Origin of the sequence: Pseudoalteromonas sp. CuT4-3 (assembly GCF_035666335.1) — a bacterium.
Lineage (GTDB): Bacteria > Pseudomonadota > Gammaproteobacteria > Enterobacterales > Alteromonadaceae > Pseudoalteromonas > Pseudoalteromonas atlantica.
In genome coordinates, this window is the sequence record NZ_CP142030.1 from 258,639 (window position 1) to 277,946 (window position 19,308).

Annotated in this window: 12 protein-coding genes and 2 pseudogenes; 10 read left to right on the top strand and 4 right to left on the bottom strand. The window is 42.5% G+C overall.

The features are described from left to right. The first annotated feature begins 6 nt into the window (after window positions 1-6). Window positions 7-1,239, top strand: coding sequence for a cysteine desulfurase-like protein (locus VOI46_RS01220; protein ID WP_004588164.1), 1,233 nt, complete (start codon window positions 7-9; stop codon window positions 1,237-1,239). A gap of 143 nt (window positions 1,240-1,382) precedes the next feature. Here the strand turns inward: VOI46_RS01220 and VOI46_RS01225 are convergent, their stop codons facing one another. Then, window positions 1,383-2,087, bottom strand: coding sequence for a 2OG-Fe(II) oxygenase (locus VOI46_RS01225; protein WP_004588165.1), 705 nt, complete (start codon window positions 2,085-2,087; stop codon window positions 1,383-1,385). 36 nt (window positions 2,088-2,123) lie between these two features. Here VOI46_RS01225 and VOI46_RS01230 point away from each other — a divergent pair, with 36 nt between their 5' ends. From VOI46_RS01230 to VOI46_RS01260, 7 genes and pseudogenes are all read left to right on the top strand, one after another. Beyond that, window positions 2,124-2,513: a thioesterase family protein gene (locus tag VOI46_RS01230; RefSeq protein ID WP_004588166.1), complete on the top strand. Its 390-nt coding sequence runs from the start codon at window positions 2,124-2,126 to the stop codon at window positions 2,511-2,513. Between the two features lie 187 nt (window positions 2,514-2,700). Further along, on the top strand, window positions 2,701-3,675 hold the full coding sequence (locus VOI46_RS01235) for an aldose epimerase family protein (RefSeq protein WP_004588167.1): 975 nt from the start codon (window positions 2,701-2,703) through the stop codon (window positions 3,673-3,675). A gap of 186 nt (window positions 3,676-3,861) precedes the next feature. After that, window positions 3,862-6,608: pseudogene (locus VOI46_RS01240) on the top strand (TonB-dependent receptor). A 173-nt stretch (window positions 6,609-6,781) separates the two neighbouring features. Further along, window positions 6,782-8,308 carry a tryptophan halogenase family protein gene (locus VOI46_RS01245; RefSeq protein ID WP_004588168.1) on the top strand — a complete coding sequence of 509 codons (1,527 nt, stop codon included), beginning with the start codon at window positions 6,782-6,784 and terminating at the stop codon, window positions 8,306-8,308. 12 nt (window positions 8,309-8,320) lie between these two features. Then, window positions 8,321-9,235 carry a SapC family protein gene (locus VOI46_RS01250; RefSeq protein WP_004588169.1) on the top strand — a complete coding sequence of 305 codons (915 nt, stop codon included), beginning with the start codon at window positions 8,321-8,323 and terminating at the stop codon, window positions 9,233-9,235. Continuing rightward, window positions 9,141-10,631 carry an SLC5 family protein gene (locus VOI46_RS01255; protein ID WP_004588170.1) on the top strand — a complete coding sequence of 497 codons (1,491 nt, stop codon included), beginning with the start codon at window positions 9,141-9,143 and terminating at the stop codon, window positions 10,629-10,631. The genes VOI46_RS01250 and VOI46_RS01255 overlap by 95 nt, the downstream gene beginning before the upstream one ends. A 444-nt stretch (window positions 10,632-11,075) precedes the next feature. Next, on the top strand, window positions 11,076-13,208 hold the full coding sequence (locus VOI46_RS01260) for an alpha-galactosidase (protein WP_324738128.1): 2,133 nt from the start codon (window positions 11,076-11,078) through the stop codon (window positions 13,206-13,208). A 63-nt stretch (window positions 13,209-13,271) separates the two neighbouring features. On the opposite strand, the gene VOI46_RS01265 is transcribed toward VOI46_RS01260, so the two are convergent. Next, window positions 13,272-13,973 carry a FadR/GntR family transcriptional regulator gene (locus VOI46_RS01265; RefSeq protein ID WP_004588172.1) on the bottom strand — a complete coding sequence of 234 codons (702 nt, stop codon included), beginning with the start codon at window positions 13,971-13,973 and terminating at the stop codon, window positions 13,272-13,274. 178 nt (window positions 13,974-14,151) lie between these two features. Between VOI46_RS01265 and VOI46_RS01270 the strand changes: the two are divergent. Together VOI46_RS01270 and VOI46_RS01275 are read left to right on the top strand one after the other, a co-directional pair. Continuing rightward, a pseudogene (locus VOI46_RS01270) lies at window positions 14,152-14,914 on the top strand (SDR family NAD(P)-dependent oxidoreductase). 1 nt (window position 14,915) lies between these two features. Continuing rightward, window positions 14,916-15,872 carry a 2-dehydro-3-deoxygalactonokinase gene (locus VOI46_RS01275; protein WP_039972272.1) on the top strand — a complete coding sequence of 319 codons (957 nt, stop codon included), beginning with the start codon at window positions 14,916-14,918 and terminating at the stop codon, window positions 15,870-15,872. A gap of 71 nt (window positions 15,873-15,943) precedes the next feature. Here the strand turns inward: VOI46_RS01275 and glpD are convergent, their stop codons facing one another. Together glpD and glpK are read right to left on the bottom strand one after the other, a co-directional pair. Beyond that, window positions 15,944-17,449 carry a glycerol-3-phosphate dehydrogenase gene (gene glpD, locus VOI46_RS01280; RefSeq protein ID WP_004588174.1) on the bottom strand — a complete coding sequence of 502 codons (1,506 nt, stop codon included), beginning with the start codon at window positions 17,447-17,449 and terminating at the stop codon, window positions 15,944-15,946. Window positions 17,450-17,650: 201 nt separating this feature from the next. Further along, window positions 17,651-19,153 carry a glycerol kinase GlpK gene (gene glpK, locus VOI46_RS01285; RefSeq protein ID WP_039972273.1) on the bottom strand — a complete coding sequence of 501 codons (1,503 nt, stop codon included), beginning with the start codon at window positions 19,151-19,153 and terminating at the stop codon, window positions 17,651-17,653. Between the last annotated feature and the right edge of the window lie 155 nt (window positions 19,154-19,308).

Genomic DNA, 19,308 nt, shown 5'->3' on the forward strand with positions numbered 1-19,308 from the left:
ATGCTCATGAACATAGCGCAATTACGTGAGCAGTTTCCTGCATTAATACAAACCGTTGATGGTAAATCGCCAATATTTTTAGATGGCCCAGGTGGCTCTCAAGTGCCGCAGTCTGTACTAAGTGCAATGACTGCTTATTTAGGGCACTACAACTCAAACTTAGGCGGTGCGTTTTTTTCAAGTGATAAAACCGTTGAGTTAATGGCAAATGCGCGCCAAGCAGCAGCCGATTTACTTAATGCGCCAAGTGCACAAAATATAGTGTTTGGCCCTAACATGACCAGCCTTACCTTTAGCTTTAGCCGTGCTATTTCACGCGATTGGCAAGCCGGCGATGAGATTATTGTGACTAATGCTGATCACTTCTCAAATGTATCGTCATGGCAGCAAGCAGCGCAAGATAAAGGCGTTAAAGTTCAAACAGCTTTAATTAACGAGGCTGATTGCAGCTTAGATATGGCGCAGTTTGAAAGCTTATTAAACAGCAATACTAAACTGGTTGCGGTAACTTACGCTTCAAATACTACGGGTTCTATTAACGATATAAAACGTATTATAGAGCTTGCCCATGCTGTAGGCGCATTAGTGTACGTTGATGCTGTGCATTATGCACCGCACGAGCTTGTTGATGTTCAGGCCCTTGATTGCGACTTTTTGGCTTGTTCTGCATATAAGTTTTTTGGTCCTCACTTAGGCATGGTGTACGGTAAAACACAGCATCTTGAAGGTTTTACGCCTTACAAAGTAGAACCAGCTAAAGATGTAGCACCAGGTCGATGGGAAACAGGCACGCAAAGCTTCGAAGCTTTAGCGGGTTTTATTACCGCTGTTGATTACATTGCTGCAATTAGCGGGCTTGATGAAGGCCACACGCGCCGTGAAAAGTTAGCTGCGGCTTTTGCTAAAACAAAGCAGCACGAAATGGCGCTTAGTGAGTACTTTTTAACGCGTTTAGTTAATTACCCGCGCATTAAGCTATTTGGCATTGATGACCTAGAGCGCTTAAACGAGCGTACGCCTACATTTGCTTTAACCTTTGAAGGGCTAGAGCCGCGTGAAGTGTCTGAGTTTTTAGGCAAACAGCATATTTGTGTATGGGATGGTAATTTTTATGCACAAGGCTTATGTGAGCAGTTAGGCGTACTTGATAAAGGCGGAGTAGTGCGCATTGGTTGTATGCATTACAACACCACCGAAGAGCTAGATAAGTTATTTGATTTGTTTGATCAACTTCTTTGAAACTGACAGATTATACCAATCCGCATAATTAAGTATTATCGCGGATTGGTATGAATACAAATCTGCGCTTTTGAATAACTCTTATTAAAGCTCAAATGCATTAAAGTAGTCAGTGGTTAGTTAGTTTTTGCCCGCTGACTGTTTTAGCTTTTAGGTGTGCCGTATATGTGCTCTGCGCGATTAAATAGCACCCATGAAGTTAATATATATTTATCGTTCGATACCGGCTTATTACCTCGATGGGTATGTGTAAAGTAGCCAGGGGCAATGACCATAGTGCCTTTTTTAGGCGCAATTTTACGTTTTTGATAATAAAACTCTGTTTCGCCACCTTCCTCTACATCGTTTAAATAAAACATAAATAATAATACACGGTGCAGCGCTTCATTGTGTTGTAGCTGTGGATACACTTCACTATGCCAGTAAGGGTAGCCGCCTTTATTTACCTCGTACTTTTGCGCCTGAATGTTCCCAAGTCTAAATATTTGCTGCACCAACACAGAGAGCTGTGGTTTGCCCACTTCGTCAAAGTTATCCTGTGTTAAATCCACCACATCCCCCGTTTTTGGGTGATAAACTTTTAAGCCAAATGCGCCAATTAGCATAAAAAAGTGTGCTTCTACATAGTTAAAAACATGCTGTGCAGTGGTTTGCTGAATATGCTTTAATTGTTGGGCGTATTCTGGGTAACTGTTTAATTGCAGGTCGTGGCTGTCTTTCTTTTTTAAGTCCACACCACCAGAGGTTACACCTTGTTTTACATGCGGGCTGTTAGAGAATGTGGTAATAAAGTTATCGCAAAAATCATCGCTTAACGCGTTATCAATAACGTGGATAAAGTCCGTCATGATTTACCTTTTTATTTAGTTATTATTTGGATTTTTATGTTTATTGAAAAAGTGATGCCGCGCTTTAGCGAAACAGATGCACTCGGACACATCAACAATACCGTACTACCTGTGTGGTTTGAAGCCGCACGCGTCCCTATTTTTAAATTTTTTACCCCCGATCTAAACCCACACGACTGGAAACTGATCATTGCTAAAATAGAAGCATCGTTTGTAGGGGAATTATTTTATGCTCACGAAGTGACGATTAAAACAGCTGTTGAGCATGTAGGAAATAGCTCTTTTACCATTAAGCAAGAGGCGTGGCAGCAAGGTAAATGCTGTGTTGTGGGTAAAACTGTATTAGTGCGTTATAACTTTAAAAACAAAGCTAAACAAAATTTAAGCGAAGCAGAAGTCGCAGCACTCAGCGATCACCTAGTTTAACTAGGTGCATTTACTCCATGCAACGAGGAGCGGTGATGTAAACCACAAGCGACAGCTGTGAATTATTATAGCGTTATTTTAACGCATTTTGATTGAGTTACGCTTCTCACTTATATACTATTTATATTATATATTGTTGCACCGCTATGACAGGTACTGTTGAGCTGGTAGTTTATGGAGAATGAATGTGGCATCTACAACTGGCAATAAATCGTTAGAGGTAATAACGCTTAGCGATGGTAAAAGCTTAACTGCAGAAATATTGCCATTTGGCGCTATTATCAAAAGCATAAAGTTTAATAACCAAGAGATGACACTGTGCGTTAACGAACCTGCTTATTATTTAGAAAACCCATTTTATTTAGGGGCAACAGTCGGGCGCTACGCAAATCGTATTGAAAACGGACGTTTTGTATTATCAGGCACAGAGTACCAACTTAAAGCAAATAATGGCCCAAATAGCTTACACGGCGGCGAAAAAGGCTTTAATAAAGTACTGTGGCAAGTCACTAAACAAAGCAATAATGAAGTGGAGCTCTATTACTGCTCGGCAGATGGAGAAGAAGGCTTTCCTGGCCAATTACAAGTTTGGCAAACAATTACTGCACGCAATGGCGAACTAATCCTCATTTACAAAGCCATTACCGATAAAGAAACTCTCGTTAACTTTACCAACCACTGCTATTTTAATCTTGAAGGCAGTGAGAGCATTAATAATCACCTGCTGCAAATAAATACCGCAACGTATTTACCTATCGATAGTAACAGTATACCGCTTGCCCATCATGAAGATGGCTCGGGCAGCTGCTTTGATTTTACTCACCCTAAGCCCATAGGCGATGCACTTTGCGCACAGCATGCACAGCTTGATGCCGGTAGTGGCTTTGATCATTGCTATATTTTTAGTGATGACAATCGTTTAAAAACAATGGCTACATTAACCTCGCCACACACGGGCGTTAATTTAACCCTTAAAAGTACCCAACCTGGTATGCAGCTTTATACGGCAAATTTTGTAGGTTCTCCTTTTAAAGCACGCCAAGCAGTGTGTTTAGAGGCTCAAAACTGGCCCAATGCAGCAAATAGAAGCGATTATCCAAAAGCTAATTTATTGCCGGATGAAGAATATAATCAGCAAATAATTTTTGCGTTTTCGCAATAACATACTAATTCCACTGTTAAATTAAAGAAAACAAAAAGAAAAATACACGTAACAAAAAGATAGCCATAATTAAGGAAAAGGTTGCACTTTTGCTCAATTTAAAATATTTATATTATAAATAGTATTTGAAGCTATACACACCACACAACGACAAAATGACTACACACAATCAGGAGTTTTTAAAAAATGATAATTAACAATAAGTTATCGTTCAACAAAAAACCGCACTCAGTATTGCTATTACAGGCATATTGGCAAGCGGCCACGTTGCAGCTCAAGGCGCTGAAGGCGACACACCGACAGTAGTAGATAAAGATGTTGAGGTTATCGCAGTAACGGGTATTCGCAGCAGCTTACGTTCATCAATGTTAGATAAAAAAGCATCTAATGTTGTAAGCGATGGGATTAAAGCAGAAGATCTTGGTAAATTTCCTGATTTAAACGTAGCAGAGTCTCTGCAACGTATTACAGGTGTAGCCATTGACCGTAGTGGCGGTGAAGGGCAAGCAGTAACAATTCGCGGTTTTGGCCCACAATTTAACACGGTACTTGTAAATGGTCGTCAAATTGCGACTGATAGTGCAGGGCGTGAATTTAATTTTGATGTATTAGCGGCAGATCAAATCACCGGTGCTGATATTTATAAAAGTAACAGTGCAACGCTTCAAGAAGGCGGCATTGGTGGTACGGTTAACGTAACCACAGCTCGTCCATTCGATTTTGGTGGCTTACATGTGATTGGTTCAGTAAAAGGCATGTACGAAAGCCTTTCTGAAGAAGTATCGCCATCGGCTTCATTTTTAGTAAGTAATACGTTTAACGACGACAAGCTCGGTGTGCTTTTTGCCATCACTAACCAACAACGTAAGCTGCAAAACAACCAAATTTTAACGGCTGGTTGGCGCGGTGGACAAACTATTTCAAATCCACAAGATGGCGTATTGTACGACAATGCATACATCCCACGTAACTGGGACCAAGTTGTAGATGAGCAAGACCGTGAACGTACTAATGCAAGCTTAGTATTACAATATGCACCGTCTGACGATATTACTATTACCGTAGATGGTTTAATTTCAAAATTTGAAGTGGACTCATCAGTACGCGATTTAGCTTCTTGGTTTGAACCAGACCGCGTAGGTAGCGCAACAATCGATCCAGAAACGGGTACCTTGCTTACCTTTACGCAAGAAGTAGGTTTAGGTAACGCCAGTGGCAATCCTGCAACCGACTTTGTATCACACACACGTAACTCGCGTGATGTAACTAACAAAGCATTTGGTATTAACGTTGACTGGCAAGTAAACGAGTCATTAAAAGCAAAATTTGACGTATCTCGCTCAACAGCTGAAAACGACCGTGCTGGTAATGACCGCTTTAACGTAGTGGGTATTATTAACAGCTACAGCTTTGACGGCACCGGTAGCGTTCCTACCGTACAGCATGATGGTTTTGAAAATGGCTCGCTGCCAGATGCAAGCCTTGCGCGTCTTCACTACAACGAAATTGGTAACCAGTTTACTGATGAAGATGAAATTACCGAAATCAAAGCCGATTTTGAATACGTACCAGATAAAGGCCCAGTTGATCGCATTAACTTTGGTGCTTATCGTCAAGAACGTGAAAAATCAAGCTTCCAAATTTTTGGTAGCCAATGTCAATTTTGTGGTTACGGCACTGAAGCGCCACTTGATGAAATTGATTTTGAAGCTTACTCAGCAAGTAACTACTTCCCAGGTTTAATCGATACATTTTATAGCTACGACGGCGACAAAATGCTTGATTACCTTGCTGACCAAGGTTTCCCTGTAGAGCCAACACTACAAAATAACCGTTACACAATTAACGAAGATATCACTAGCCTTTACATGGACTTTACCATTGGTTTCGACCTAGCTGATATGCCAGTTACGGTTAACATGGGTGCACGTTACTCAGAAACTGATATTGAAGTAGCGGCTGTACAAAGCTTTATCAGCGATGTTATTCCTACCTCTGATGCCACTTTATTCCAAAACGTATTTGGCCCGGCAACAGACATTCAAGAAGGGACGAGTTACTCAAACTTACTTCCTTCTTTTAACGTTAAGCTTGAACTGCAAGACAACATGATTTTACGCTTTGCAGCGTACGACAGTATTACTCGCCCTACTATGTCACAGTTATCGCCTGCGACCACGTTTAACGAGCCTCGTCGTCAAAACTTAACAGCAAGTGGTGGTAACCCTGCACTTAAGCCGTTCCAATCTGAAAACTGGGATATTTCTTACGAGTAGTACTACAACGACGCTAACTTATTTAGCTTTGCCGTATTTAGTAAAGAAGTGGATGACTTTATTGTTACCTTAACCGGCGACGAAACATACGACATGACTGACCGTACAGGCCCTGATTTTGCGTGTACAACCTGTACTGACCAAACCGATGCCGAACTTAACGGTAGCTCAGAAGTTTACACTGTAAGTCGCCCGCAAAATGGCGAGTCTGCAACGGTAACGGGTTACGAAATCGGTGTAACTCATATGTTTGAAAACGGCTTTGGTTTTATTGCTAATGCCACGGTAGTAGATAGCGACATTAGTGTTGATGGTGATACAAGCCAAACATTTGCGCTTGAAGGGTTAGGTGATTCACAAAACTTAGTGCTGTTTTACGAGCAAGATAACTGGCAGGCACGCGTTGCATTTAACAACCGTGAGGGCTTTTTACGCTTAGTTGATAACGGCTTTAACGGCGAACCAGTGAACGTAGAAACGTACGGTCAATGGGATATTAGTGCAAGCTACGATATCAACGAAAACTTCACTATTTTTGCCGAAGGCATCAACATTACTGAAGAAGAGCTAGTGCAAACGGGCCGTTTTGCTAATCAAATCTACTCTGTAGAAGATAATGGCTCACGTTACGCGTTTGGTATTCGCGGTACGTTTTAATTGATAGCAGAGGCAGCGATTGCCTCTTAGTTTTCATTGCAGTGCATTATAAGTACTGTTACTAATAAAGTTAGTAGCTAATTTGCACAAAATGAGACTAATTTAAACAAATGCCCGAAAGGGCATTTGTTGTCTAACCGGTTATCAATAAAGTACTCAAAGAGTAGTCCGTTATGAATAAAGCAATAAAAACAATCGCCGTAATTGGTGGCGGCACAGCAGGATGGCTGAGCGCTGCAATTATCGCTTCGTATCACCAAGGTAATAAGGGTGATGGCTTAAAAGTGATATTGGTAGAATCATCTGATATTCCAACAATTGGTGTAGGTGAAGGTACCTGGCCCACTATGAAAAACACACTTCAGCAAATTGGTTTGCGAGAAGTGGATGTATTTAAAGCCTGTAATGCCACCTTTAAACAAGGTGGTAAATTTGTAAACTGGACGCATGGCAACAACGATTTTTACTACCATCCCTTTACGGTACCGCTAGGCTACGGCCGTATAGATTTAGCCCCCTATTTAGATAATGTTGAAAACTTTGCTCAGCAAACTAATTTTCAGCACGATATTTGCGAAGCAAACCTAGCACCGAGAGGTATTGCGCAAGGCGAGTATCAAGCAAATTGTAATTACGCATACCATTTAGATGCCGGCGCCTTTGCTGAGCTATTAAAACAGCATTGTAAGAGCAAACTAGGCATTGAGCACATTATTGGCACCGTTGATCAGGTAAAGCTTGATGAAAGCGGGGCTATAGACACGCTTACCTTAACCGATCAAACCCGCACCATAAACGCTGATTTATACATAGACTGCACGGGTTTTTCATCGCTGTTATTAGGCCAAGCCCTTAACGTGCCATTTAAAAAAATGGATCACGTATTATTTAACGACAGCGCCCTAGCTATGCAAGTCCCCTACGATGAAGGTGATGAGTCACTGGCCAGTCATACTATTGCCACCGCACAAAATGCTGGGTGGATTTGGGATATAGGCCTAACGCATCGCCGTGGTGTAGGGCATGTATATTCAAGCAAGTTTTTATCAGATGAAGAAGCCGAGCAAAACTTACGCAACTATTTAGGTGATGCCGCTAAAGGCTTAACTGCCCGAAAAATAAGTTTTGAGTCAGGCTATCGCGAAGAGTTTTGGCACAAAAACTGTGTTGCAGTGGGAATGTCGGCAGGTTTTGTAGAGCCCCTCGAAGCAACCGCCATTATGTTGGTTGAAATTTCGTCTCGCTTTGTTGCAGAGCACATGCCAGCCGATACCCAAGTAATGCCCATTGTTGCAAAGCGCTTTAATGAGCAAATGGATTATCGTTGGCAGCGTATTATCGACTTTTTAAAACTACATTACATGTTAACTAAGCGCCCAGAGCCTTATTGGCAAGCGCACGTACAACCACAAAGCATTCCGCAAAGTTTACAAGAAGACTTACTGCTTTGGGGGACGCGTGGCACTCTTATTCAAGATTTTCATGGCGCATTAGAGCTATTTCCTGCCGCCAGTTACCAGTATGTTTTATACGGTATGGGCTTTAAGCCCGACTTTACTAAGCAAGCGTATTTGTACTCAAACGATGCGCAAGCAAATCAAATAATTGAACGTAACAGCCAGCTTACACAGCAGATGTTGCAAACGTTGCCGCCTCACCGTGCTTATATTGAGCAGTGGCTTGCGGCTAACCCAGTTTAAGGATGTGTAACTATGGCAATTAGTGAACTATCAAATACTCAACACCAAGCAATAAAAATTAACCCTAATGCGGGTGTTGAATACGCAAAAACACAGCATTTAGTTAATCTACGTGCAAACGAAGTAGCAAAAGCGGCCTGCGATTTACCTATTTTTTTAGCGCGTAACGCACACAACGGCAGCTACACTATTTCGGGCTTAACCAGCTTTAGTGCTCAGCAAAGTTTATTTGTGAGTAACAATCAATGGCAAGCGCTGTACACGCCTGTGTGCATGCAAACCCAGCCGCTTTATTTACTCACTCGTGAGGCAAATAGCAGTGATTACTTTATTGCTATTGATGAGCAAAGCTCAGCCGTTAATACCCAGCAAGGCGAGCCGTTATTTGATGCCAAAGGCAACCCAAGCCTGTATTTAAGTGCGCAGCAAAAGCTACTAGAAAGCGATTTAAAAAATGATTACCAAACGTATCAATTTACCCAAGAAATTGCCCGCTTAGGGCTTATTAAAAACATAGATATTGTTTTGCAGTTTGAACAAGGCGAGGCGCAAACTATTCAAGGTTTGAGCACTGTTGATGAAGATAAACTGCAAACTTTAGACAGCGATACCATTGCCAATTTACACAAACAAGGTTACCTGAGCGTACTTAACAGCATGCTTATTTCGTTGTTTCAGTTAAATGCGTTAGTAAAGCGTCACAACCAGCATCATGAACTTATGCCATTAAAGCAAATTACACGCACTGTAAGGTGCAATTTATTAATTAGCCTTCATAGGTTAATACGTTCACATAGACAGACATTGCGTTTAACGCGCTGGAGACACACACATGTCAGACAACATTTTGCAGTTGGTGGTTTTTTTCTTTGTAACCGCTTTAATTGGTGGACTTACATATTGGAAGTGCCGAGGCCAAAACCGTAATAGTGGTGATAATCAAACAAAAGAGTATTTTTTAGCGGGCGGTGGCCTTACTTGGATGTTTGTAGCAGGCTCAATTACGCTCACAAATTTAAGTACCGACCAGCTGGTGGGCATGAATGGCAATCAAATGGCCCTGCTTGTGTGGTGGGAATTGGCGGCTATTTTAGGGCTTATTATTTTAGCCAAAGTATTTATTCCTGTTTATTACAAGTACAACTGTACAACCACCACGGAGCTGTTAGAAAAACGCTACAACAACAAGCACATTCGCGCTGTTATTGGTGGCTTATTCTTTTTAGGTAATGCGCTAATTTACATGCCTGCGGTTATTTATTCTGGTGCGCTATTTATGCAAACCATGTTTAAAGTTGATATTCCGCTAATGTACATAGCGACCGCATTTGCTTTAGTAGGGGCTATTTATGCATTTTTTGGTGGCTTACGTGCGGTTGCCGTATCCGATACCTACAATGGTTTATTAGTGTTAGGTATGGCAATACTGGTCGTATTTTTAGCGCTTAACGCGATTGATTACGACTTTAGCGGTATTCCACAAGAGCGCTTAACATTAATTGGTGACGCTGACTCGCCAATCCCGTGGCCTACGCTTTTAACTGGTATGCTCTTTATTCAAATGTATTACTGGGGTACTAACCAAACCATTACCCAGCGTGCAATGGCTGCGCCAAATGTTAAAGAAGCGCAAAAAGGGATATTTGCAGCAGCGGGTATTCGCTTTTTAATTGTACCGGCGATTGTGGTGCTACCGGGTATTATTTCGTACAAACTGTATGGCGACATTGGCGATGCAGCTTATGGCCGAATTGTAGGTGATGTAATGCCTGCATGGTTAACGGGTGTGTTTGCCGCAGCAATGGCGGCAGCAATGGCGGCAGCAGTGCTTTCTACTTATAACAGCTTATTAAACTCGGCTACGGCACTTTACGTGTGTGATATTCACGAAGCTTACTTTAATAAAGAGCCAAGTGTAGTAAAGCTAAGTGGCTACGTTACGTTGTTACTTACTAGTTTAACGCTTGTGCTTGTGCCAATTTATCAGCAAGCCGACAGCATTATTAACTTACTTCAACAGTTAAACGGCTTATTAAGTATGCCTATATTCTCAATTTTTGTAGTGGGCTTATTGTTTAAAAATGTGGATGCGCGTGCAGGTATTGCCGCGGTAATTTTAGGCGTGGTTATGTATGGCATGCTGACGTTTGAAAATTCGCCGCTACATACTGAACTACACTATATTCACTTAATGCCAATTACACTTATTGTATGTGTAGCCTTTGCGTTAATCGTTAATAAAGTAGTGTTTGGTTTAAATGCACAGTGGGCAGGCAAAACACCTGCTATTGAAGATACGCCACCAGTGCACGCACCAAAATAACCAGCAATAAAAAGTTAAGTCACTTTTTATTAGCCAGTTAACACATTACTAAATCGGCCTAAGGTAACTTAGGCCGATTTTTATTTATTCAATTAACCGACACTGTAGATAACACCCATGGGCAATAATACTTAATCATTTTGCGGGTCTAAACGTGTGACTACCTGCTGGGGTTTTACAGACTACCCCAGGCTAAAAGCCCCTAAATATAATATTGCTCAAGGTGGTATTAAATTTTTTAACCGCTGTTTAAGTTAATGACTGGTATAGCCAGTAATAATATTGGCTAAATTACACCGTAAACACTATCTAAAAGTAATTTGTATGATATATACTATTATTTTAAAATCACTGACTGCAATTTGATGCAGTAAGCGGCGAGTAAGCACACATATAATGTACTCGCGTATTAAACTCATCTTCATTAAAGAGGACAGGAGAATCATGGCTGATATTAAACCATTCTTTCGATTAGACAGCGCAAACAGCACCGTTATTTTCGACTGCCAGAGCAAAACCCCAGCGTTACTTTATTTTGGTAAGCGCCTATCTGAGCAAACAACTGAAACAATGCTAACTCAGCTTGCTACTCGTCAGGAAGTAAAATGTGCCGTGGTTGAAGAAGCACCTATTTCTCTTTCTCCACTATTAGGTGAAGGCTTTACAGGCGCGCCAGGGCTAGAGCTGTCAAACGACACCATAGCTTGGTCAGTTGGCCCTGCTCTTCAAGATGTTCGTCAGCCAACCCCTTCTAGTTTAGAGTTTGTAAGTGTTGATGAGCTGCGTGGTATTGAAGTAGTGCACAGCATCACACTTGATAGCAACACCGATGTGCTAAGTGCGCATACTGTATTAACTAATTTAAGTGATGCACCGCTAAGCGTTAATTTTTGCGCCGCACCCACGTTCCAACTACCCGATAGCATGAACAAGCTAGTGAGCTTTGAAGGACGTTGGTCTAACGAGTTTCAACGCCAATCGGTTGATTTAGTATTAGGCAGCTTTGTACGCGAAAACCGCAAAGGTAAAACATCGCACGACGTATTCCCTGGTTTATTAGTTCATAGCGAAGGCGCAGGCGAGCAACAAGGCGAGTGTTATGGCTTCCATTTAGGTTGGAGCGGTAACAACAAGCTACGCGCTGAGCTATTACCAGAAGGGCGCCGTTATGTGCAAATGGGTGAGTTATTATTACCGGGCGAGCTAACCCTTGCTAAAGGCCAAACGTATCAAAGCCCAAGTATTTATGGCTCGTTTTCGAGCGATGGCTTTAGTGCGCTGTCGCGTAATTTTCATCGCTTTGTTAAAGCTAACTTACTTAGCCAGGCGCAGCGCGAAAAAACACGCCCAGTGCATTACAACACGTGGGAAGGTATTTACTTCGATCACGATGTAGACACGCTAAAGCAGTTAGCCGATAAAGTAGCGCCATTAGGTATTGAGCGTTTTGTACTGGACGATGGTTGGTTTAAAGGTCGCCGAGGTGATTATGCAGGCCTAGGTGATTGGACCGTAGATTACGAAATTTACCCAGACGGCCTATCGCCAGTGATTGACCATGTAAACAGCTTAGGCACGGAGTTTGGGATTTGGTTTGAACCTGAAATGGTAAACCCAGATAGTGACTTATACCGCGCTCATCCTGATTGGGTATTAGGCTCAGAAAATAACGAGCAACTTAGCTTTAGAAACCAGCTAGTGCTTGATTTAACGCGCACTGAGGTTGTTGAATACCTATACAAAGCGATTGATGACATTTTAGTTGAATACCCAACAATTAAGTACATTAAATGGGATATGAACCGCGATATAAACCACGCGGGTAACTTCTCAGGTAAGCCTGCGGTGCATCAGCAAACACTGGCACTGTATCGCTTAATCGACCGTATTAAAGCGGCGCATCCTGGCCTTGAAATAGAAAGCTGTTCGTCAGGTGGTGCCCGTGTAGATTATGGTGTGCTTGCACACACAGACCGTGTATGGACGTCAGATTCTAACGATGCACTTGACCGCCTTGAAATTCAACGCGGCTGCTCGTTCTTCTTCCCATCGTCGGTTATGGGTGCACATGTAGGCCCTCGTGATTGTCATATCACAGGTCGTAATGTCAGTATTGAAATGCGTGCTGCGGTATCTATGTTTGGTCACATGGGTATTGAAATGGACCCACGCGAGCTGACCGATCACGAATACAATGCGCTTAAAGCGGCTATTGCGCTGCACAAAGAGCACCGTGAATTTATTCATGCTGCCGATTTGTACCGCCTCGATAGCGACGATTTATCAATTAATTTTGGTTTAATCGACGAGCAAAAATCAAAAGCGTTATTTGAGTATAACAGTGTACGCGAAACACCGCGCACTGCGCCTAATAAGCTTCGTTTTGTTGGTTTAGATGCAGATACGCAGTACACACTTAATTTAGTGTGGCCTGTTAAATTTGAAGAATACCGACCTTCGTTTATTGCCGCTGTTAACGGGCAAACCTTTACGGGTGAAGCGTTGATGGAATTTGGCCTACAAATGCCAATTTCATTCCCGCAAACATCGCTTATTTTTGAGCTTAACAAAGCTTAAAATATAGCAAGCAGTAAAAAGGGAGCTAATTAGCTCCCTTTTTTAATAATGTTTTTTAAGCTATTAGTCGAGTTTAGACTCAATCAGCTCAAGCGCTTCTTCTAAAATGGTTTCTACTGCTTTTTTAGCGCGCTCTGGATTGCGCGATTTAATCGTATCTAAAATATCAGCATGCTTTGCAACGTCGGCCCCTGGCACACCTTTAATATGGTTTGTGTAACGAATACTTACGCGCAGCGCAGTGCTAATAAATTCAGTGAGCTGTACAAAAAAGCGGTTATTACTGGCTACTAAAATACTGGTATGAAAGGCAATATCGGCTTCAAGCGGATCGTCTAAGCCTTGATCTGCATCGGCCATGCGGGCAAGTGCGTTGTCTATTTCAGCAAGTTGTTCGGCGCTGGCATTTTCAGCTGCTAGGGCAGCGGCTTGTGGCTCAAGTGCGACACGTACTTGCGTAAACTCTTTTAATAAAGAAAGCGACGGTTTACTGCTTAAAATCCAGCGCAGTACATCTGTGTCAAACATATTCCAGCTGCTTTCTGGCAGTACGCGGATCCCTTGCTTAGGGCGAGAAGATATTAAGCCCTTAGCAGAGAGCATTTTAACTGCTTCGCGTGTTGCACTGCGGCTCACATCGTATTTTACGCATAGGTCAGCTTCTGAGGGCAGGCCTTCGTTAACAGGGTAAACGCCACGCACAATTGCAAAGCCTAAATCATGGGTTAATTGTTGTGTTAAATTTTGACGAGGTTGGCTTTTCATTGAGCGTTATCCGAATGAGTTATTGCTTTATTATATATCATATATCATATTAATGTACGAAAGGATATGTTATAAACTTTGTTAAAGGCAAGTATTTTAACACAGCTGTAACAGTAATCCTCTTTAGCAAATAATTATAAATATTGAGAGGGGCAGTCTGTATTATGGAGAAACGCATTTGAATAATCACGCTCACTACCCCAGTATTTCTGGCAAAGTTGTTTTTATTACCGGGGGCGCTTCAGGCATTGGCCGTGCAATGGTAAAGGCGTTTGCCGCTCAAGCTGCCAAAATTGCCTTTATAGATATTAATAACGAGGCTGCCCAATCTCTTATAGCCTCACTGCCTAACGCCAAATTGTGGTTTAGACAGGTTGATGTAACCGACTCAAATGCTTTACAGCAATCTTTGGTAGATGCATGTGCTGAACTAGGCGCTATTAATGTACTGGTAAACAATGTAGCCAACGACCGCCGCCAAGCCAGTGAAGACGTTACAGTACAAGATTGGGATCAATGCCTACAAATTAACTTAAATCCGGCGTTTTTTGCCTCGCAAGTGGCTATGTCTTTTATGAAAAGCGAAGGCGCGGGGAGCATTATTAATTTTAGCTCTATCAATGCCATCATGGGGCAGCCACAAATGGCGGGTTATGTAACGGCAAAGGCCGGCCGGTTTAATCGGCATGACTAAAGCACTGGCACGCGATTATGGTGAGTTTGGTATTCGGGTGAATGCTATTTTACCGGGTTGGGTTGCCACCGACCGCCAATTAGCCAGTTGGTTTACCGAGCAAGAGCAAGTGAAGTGGATGGAAGCCATGGCACTTAAAAAGTTAGTAACCCCTGAAGATGTAGCTAATTTGGCACTTTTTTTAGCTGCCGACGAAAGCAGTATGATCACCGGCCAAGGTATTAAAATTGACGGTGGGAGGCTCTAAGTTGCAGCACTTAAACCTTTTTATAGCCGTAGATTGGGGCACGAGTCATTTACGCGCCTATTTATGCAGCGTAAATACCACAGGGCAATTAACTTTAATTGCTCAGCGCGACGGCCCAGGTGTGATTAGAGATAAACAAAACTTTGAACATACTTTAATTGGTGTCGTTGCACCATGGACCAGCGAATACGGCGTTTTACCTATTTATATGGCAGGGCAAATCACCTCAAGTATTGGCTGGAAAGAAACCCCTTATTTAGCGTGCCCCATAAACCCCGAAAGCCTGCTTAGTGGCGCAATTAATTTTGATTGTGCAGGTAACAAAGTCAGTGCTTTACCTGGTACAAAATGCACATTACAAAACAATTTATTTGATGTAATGCGCGGCGAAGAGCTGCAAATTTTAGGTTTTTTAAAGCAAAATCCGGCCTATCAGCACGGCAACGTACTCATTTGTTTACCCGGTACCCATACTAAATGGGTGCTATTAAAAGATGGCCAAATTATCTGTTTTAAAACCGCAATGACCGGCGAATTATACGACTTGCTATGTCATCAAAGTGTACTTATTCCTAACGACTGTGAAGCGGGGGAGTTTGATTGGCATGCATTTGAGCAAGGCTGTGAACTCACGTTAGGCAGTGACAGCGGTAATTTGGCGCACGGTATTTTTAGTGTCCGTACGCGCCAGCTTTCAAAAGAGTTAACACCAGTGCAAGCCAAGGCATACTTGTCGGGCGTACTTATTGGTAGTGATGTACGCGCTGCACGCCATGCCAGTGAGTGGCAATTGGTGAATAATTCTAAAGTAGTGGTTATTGGCACAGAGCAACTAAATACCTGCTTTACCCATGCGTTAAATTGCATTGGTGTGCAATGTTTAGAGTTTGACGTGAAAGAGGCTACGTTAAGTGGTTTTAACTACTTATTTAATAGTAATAAAACCAAGCAAACATAAAAAAGCCCCCAATATTGATTGTGCAATCATTGGGGGCTAGTTGTTAAATTAAATAAGGGTTAAAGCTGCTGTTAGGCTGTTTTAGCCGCTTGGCTTTGCGTAATATAATGATTAAGCGTTGCCACTTGTGCTTCATTAAAGCGCAGTCCTAGTTTACTTCTGCGCCATAAAATATTGTAAGCGTTACCCGCCCATTCTTCATTTAGTAAGTAATCGACTTCTGCTGCAAATAAGCCATGGCCAAAATCTTGGCCTAAATCACTGAGCTGGGTTGCACTGCCTAAAATTAGTTTTGCACGAGTCCCGTAGGTACGTACAAAGCGTTTAAGAGTGATTTCTGGTAACCAACTATAAGTCGCTTTAAGCTCATTGGTCAGCGCTTCTACCGAGCTAAAATCGCCACCGGGTAAGGCGCTGTGTTTGGTCCACGCTTCACTCATTTGCGGGTAAAATTCTTCAAGCTTATTCACTGCAGCTTCGGCAAGTTTACGGTAGGTGGTAATTTTGCCACCAAACACACTTAACAGTGGTGTGTGTTTGCCTTCACTTGAAAGCTCTAACTTGTAGTCACGCGTTACTTTTTGTGCATTCACTGATTCGTCATCAAGCAGTGGGCGCACACCCGAAAAGGTATGTACTATGTCTTCGCGTTTAATGTGGTTTTTAAAGTAGCTGTTAGTAATATCGATTAAGTAATCGATTTCTTCATCACTAATTTTTACATCTTGCGCTGCGCCTTTGTGTTCAACATCGGTGGTGCCTACTAGCGAGTAGTCATCTTCAAACGGTATAACAAACACAATGCGCTGATCTTTATTTTGTAAAATGTAGGCTTGTTTTTCATCGTGAATACGTGGCACCACAATATGGCTGCCTTTAACAAGGCGAATATTTTGTGGCGATTTTTCTATCAGTGCTTCGTCAAATAATTTTGCAACCCAGGGGCCTGCTGCATTAACAATACCTTTGGCTTTAATAGTCTGTTGCGCCTTAGTTTGTTGTTGCTCAAGCGTTACTTGCCATTGGTTATCGATGCGTTTTGCACTTACACACTTGGTTTGCGTAGCAATGGTTGCGCCTTTGTTTTGGGCTGCTAAGGCGTTTAAAATTACCAAACGTGAATCATCAACCCAGCCATCTGAGTATTCAAACCCTTTGGTAATTGAAGGTTCTAATACGCTGTTTTCACCAAACTTAATGCCACGCGAGCCAGCAAGTGTTTCGCGCTTAGCTAGGTTGTCGTACATAAATAAGCCAATACGGATCATCCATGCAGGGCGTAGGTGCGATTGATGCGGTAGCCTAAAGGTGAGCGGCCACATAATATGCGGGGCATTTTTAAGCAGCACTTCGCGCTCAGCCAAGGCTTCTTTTACCAATCTAAATTCGTAATGTTCAAGGTAGCGTAAACCGCCGTGGATCAGCTTAGAACTATTTGAAGACGTTGCACTGGCAAGGTCTGATTGTTCACACAATAGAACTTTTAATCCTCTGCCTGCTGCATCAGCTGCTATTCCAGTGCCGTTTACACCGCCACCGACGACGAGTAGGTCGTATTCGTTATCTGCTAATTCCACCGAGCTAACCTTTTTATTTGTAATATAAATAAGGCATATAGCATCATAAAGCTGCGGCTCTTATTTGACAATAGATAACCGCGCTTTTTGCTTGTTAATTTTTAATCCTGATCTTTTTAAAACATACAGCGTACAACGCGCCATTTAAGCGCAGTTGCCGGTGTTTTGTAAGCCGCTAATTTTAATTAGCGGCTAGGCGTATTACGCTTGTTTGCTATCGTCACTAGAGAGACAAACTTGCGCTACACAGTGCTGCCACTTTGCGTATAAATCGTTACGTTCGTCAGCGCTCATTGTTGGCTCAAAGCGTCGGTCGCAGGTCCACATTTTTGCTAATTGCTCAGTTGACTCATACACACCGGTTTGTAAGCCTGCTAAGTATGCTACGCCTAAAGAGGTGGTTTCGGTCACTGTTGGGCGCTCTACCGTTGCGCCTAAAATGTTTGATAAAAAGGTCAGTACCCAGTTATTTTTAACCATACCGCCATCTACCCGTAATACGCTTGGGCGTAAGCCATCACGCTCCATTGCTTTTTGTAAGTCTTTGGTTTGATACCCAACCGATTGCAGCGCAGCAGCAACAATGGTGCTAATGCCCGAATCGCGGGTTAAACCTAAAATAGCGCCACGTGCATTTGGGTCCCAGTAGGGCGCGCCTAAACCTGTAAACGAAGGCACTAAAAATACCCCATGATCAAGCGGTACATCTTTTACTAACGATTCGCTCTCTCCGGCATGGCTTAATAGTTTTAAGCCTTCAACAATCCACTGCATCGTGGCGCCTGCCATAAAAATGCTGCCTTCAATGGCATATGTTGGTTTGCCGTTTAGCCTGTAAGCCACCGTGGTTAGTAAGCGATTTTCTGAGGTAAGCGCTTTTTCGCCGGTATTCAGCATTAAAAAACAGCCCGTACCGTAAGTGCTTTTTGCCATACCTTGCTCAAAACATGCGTGGCCAACAAGGGCAGCTTGCTGATCGCCGGCAATACCACATACGCGTATTGGTGCGCCAAAAATATCGTCGCTGGTTGAGCCAAATTCGTCGGCTGAGTCCATCACTTGGGGCAACATAGATTCAGGAATTTCGAATAAATCGAGGAGTTCTTGATCCCATTGCTGAGTATGAATATTAAATAACATAGTGCGTGATGCATTGGTGGCGTCGGTGCGGTGCTCTTTACCACCGGTTAACTGCCATAGTAAGTAGGTATCAACGGTACCAAACGCCAGCTCACCTGCAAGGGCTTGTTCGCGTGCGCCTTCAACGTTGTCTAAAATCCAGCGTACTTTAGTGGCCGAAAAATACGGGTCTAGCAGTAAGCCGGTTTTATCGCTTATGGTTTGGCAAAGCTCGTCAGTGCTTAGGCTTTCGCAGTAATCGCTGGTGCGGCGGTCTTGCCACACAATGGCGTTATAAATAGGTTTACCGGTTTTTTTGTTCCACACTAAAGTGGTTTCACGTTGGTTGGTGATACCAATGGCAATAATTTCTTCAGGCTTAACGTTTTTATCTGCTAATACTTCGCGGCTGGTACTTAGCACGGTTTGCCAAATATCGTTAGGGTCGTGTTCTACCCAACCATTTTGTGGAAAATGCTGCGAAAATTCTTGTTGTGCTGAGCCAAAAACGTCTGCATCTTTTGTAAACAAGATGGCCCGAGAGCTTGTGGTTCCTTGATCAATTGAGAGTATGTATTTTGACATGATATTTGTGTTATTTATCTTATCTTATATATGACTAGATTGCCTTTAACTTACATTAATGGCAATGATTTTTTCTTAAAATAGCCGTTTAAAAAATAAGCACGCTGTTTTTATTTGCTAACTCTTTTAAATAACAGGTGTTTCATAGCAGCATT